Genomic DNA, 3,063 nt, shown 5'->3' with positions numbered 1-3,063 from the left:
ATTCTCCAAAGTAAAAAGGATTGTTAGGAAGTTCATTTGAGCCTGTAAGGAGAGTGGAGTTTAAAAAGATTTTTATATCTAAACTTTTAAAATCTATTTGATATTTTTCTTCTATGTCCTTTATATCCAAAACACTTCTATCTTTTGCAAAAATATCACAATGATTATCATAAATATGGATCAAATTTGACATAGAGATGAAAGAAGTATTGTTAGAATTATCTTGCAAATCTTGTAAATTTACTTTATCTAAGAATATGATTTTTATATTATTTGTCTTTAATACTATGGTATTGGTATTTTTATCATAAAATTGCTCTATGTTAAATACTTCGTTTAAAATTAAATTAACATCATTTTCCTTAGTATTAAAGCTTTGATTATTTAGATTATCTTGTAAGGAAATTTCTTTATTTAAATAGTCTTGGATATCTTTTATTTTTTCATTTCTTTTTTCTTTTAAAGTATTGATAGATTTATAAAGCCTTTTTCTAGCATCAAGATAGGTATCATTGAGCTTTTCTTTATCTAGGATGAAGATTTTTGTGAAAGTAGAATTATAGCCTAGATTGTTTATAGCGGTAGCTTGGGTGAAAAGATCTTCTTGATTATAATTTATAGCTATGGAATTTTCACATTGATATAAGGCTTTTAAATATGCTATGGATGAATTTTTATCTATTGTGTCTATTTCATCATTGTTTATAAAAGCAAGCCTTGTTATAAATAATTCTCTATCCATTTTTTTTCTAAATATTTAAGATAAATGAATATTATATCAAATATATTAAATTTTTGATAGTCTTTAAAGATTTTCATATACCACATACACACTCGCAATTAATAAAAAGATATTACACACAAACCCTATAAGCCAACTTAATTTTTTGCGTTTTTCTCCTGTGCTATAACATTTAAATAAATAAGCTTGCAATAAACAAGGAAGTATAAAAAATGTGATTGTAAAAAAAAACATAGTTATACAAGTCAAAAATCCAAAATAATTATATGCTTTATATTCTTGCGGTGACAATTCTTTAGCTTCTAGAGAGCTAAGTAATGCAAGATCCCTAGAAGTTTCAATACCATAGGTAAGATAAAATATGATAACAATAGCCATAAAAAAGATAATAAAATATACTAAAAAATAAGATTTTACAAATTCTTTTATGTTAATTCTCATCCAATAATTTAAAATAGAAAAGGCAATAAGAACACTTAAAGTTGTAAGATAAAATTTTATATTAGTAAAAGCAAGAATAAATCCAAATAAACCCCAAAAAATAGAAAATGTAATATCTTCTCCCATTTAAACTCCTGTATTATAAAGCACATTATAAGCTTTATCTTTAAAATCAAGTTTAGCGATAAAATCCTTACTATAAAGTCTAAAATCCAAACCATAAGGAGTGAATTTTTGATAGTCTTGGTAATCTTGATTGTAAAGATAGTATTGCTTGGTTTTTGGGGATTGTAGAATATCAGCAAAGGTTATTTGTGGTATAAAAAATAAATATTTCTTTGGTTTATAAGTTTCCATCTGTCTTGTAGAACCCCAAATACTAAAACTCTTTTCATTAAAATCCCAAGCTCCAACAGGTTGTCCTAGCTTGATAAAATTTCCCTTATCATCAAATTCATGTCCTTGATCTAAAAAATCAAAGCTATCATAAACATAAACAAGCATTTCATCAACGCGGTATGATACCTTTTCTCTATCTCCTTGAATTTCTTTTTTAATGCTTAATTTTGAAGGAACAAAATTAAAAGAAAATTTACCACTACAAGCATAAAGAGATAGATCTTGCATGAGTTCATCATAAGTTTGTTCCCCAATCTCCGATGTATCATAACCTAACATAGTACTCATTGTCAATGGTTGCGTTCTTAAATATGTTTTAATAAACCAAGTAAGAGAAAATTCTGTATCAAATTGCTTTGCGATATTTACTTGTAAATTTTCCCGAATTTGTCTGAAAAACTCATCATCACCCACACCTATATATTGACAATTTAAAGTATCAAGCTCATAGGGCTTACAGTCTAAAATGCGTTTATAATCTTTTGAAATTTCATCATTTTCTTTAATGATGATATAAGATTCTTCATTTTTATCGCTTCGATTTTCTTTTATATCGATAGCAAAATCAAATTTATATTCTCCTTGAGGCAAATTTTTTAATATCAAAATATTATGAGTTTTTTGCAAGATTATTTCTATTTGCTTTGTAAAATTTTGAGTGTATATGTCTTCTTTTGTATGAAATTTTTTACTTAGTCTTTTTATTATAGGAAAATGAGAATAAAACTTATCCCAATCTAGCGTAGTGTAAAATTTAATAGAACGCCTTTCTTCTCTTACTTCATTTGTTTTATTATCTATATGGCGAGAAAAACGCTCTGAATTTTGCCTTAGTCTTTTCATCTCTTGGGTTTGTGTGTTGTTTGGATAAGGGGTATAATGTAAAATAAGGGGTTCTATACCTTTACTTTGTAAGAAATTTTGTATTTCTTTTAGTCTTTGTTCTGCTTGGGGATTATTAGGCTTATTTTGTTTTACGGGGAGATGATAATTTTGTATTGTATCTATCTTAGGGCTATTTTGCCACAATACTTGAAGTTGATAGCTAATAGCCCAACCTAGTGTTGCTATTTCATTATTGCTTTTTTGATAGTATTTAAATTCATTATAACAACACTCTAATTCTGTAGGTAAAACTGTTTCATCATATTGCAAAGTGCTAAAATTTATATTATTAATATAAATTTGGCTCTTTAAAGTTTCTTCATTAATATGTCCTACTGGAACAATGTTTTCCCAAAAAAGTTCTTCATCCATTATTTCATCCTATTGTTTTTATATTTTTTAGAAATTCCTTAAGCATGTTCTCATTTAAATTTATAGAATACCTAGTCCAGCACATTCTAGCATATTTATAAAGTTTCATATATTTGGCTTGTTTTCATATATTATTTTATCCTTTATGATTTGCATTTGAATTCATCTTTAGGAGAAAAATAATAACTAGGTGTATCTTGTTTTATAGTATTATCTTGATCTAA

The 3,063-nt window shown here is 26.2% G+C and carries 3 protein-coding genes; all 3 read right to left on the bottom strand.

Annotated elements, in window-relative coordinates:
* A partial coding sequence (locus AJN70_RS09990) for a hypothetical protein (protein ID WP_251817346.1) occupies positions 1 to 742 on the bottom strand: 742 nt, incomplete at its 3' end.
* Positions 743 to 805: 63 nt separating this feature from the next.
* Complete coding sequence (locus AJN70_RS09265; protein WP_070274233.1) at positions 806 to 1,309, bottom strand: hypothetical protein; 504 nt, start codon at positions 1,307 to 1,309, stop codon at positions 806 to 808.
* Entirely contained in the window at positions 1,310 to 2,839 is a 1,530-nt protein-coding gene (locus tag AJN70_RS09260) for a DUF6402 family protein (protein WP_070295738.1), read from the bottom strand. It lies immediately after the preceding gene.
* Between the last annotated feature and the right edge of the window lie 224 nt (positions 2,840 to 3,063).

It is taken from the genome of Campylobacter sp. BCW_4341 (assembly GCF_001764255.1).
GTDB lineage: Bacteria > Campylobacterota > Campylobacteria > Campylobacterales > Campylobacteraceae > Campylobacter_D > Campylobacter_D jejuni.
The sequence above is the reverse complement of the archived record's forward strand: the minus strand, read 5'-3'. Positions and strand labels throughout refer to the sequence as shown.

Excerpts from the sequence above, each read along its gene's own strand:
- AJN70_RS09265 (WP_070274233.1), bottom strand. The coding sequence starts at position 1,309 with ATGGGAGAAGATATTACATTTTCTATTTTTTGGGGTTTATTTGGATTT.
- AJN70_RS09260 (WP_070295738.1), bottom strand. The coding sequence starts at position 2,839 with ATGGATGAAGAACTTTTTTGGGAAAACATTGTTCCAGTAGGACATATT.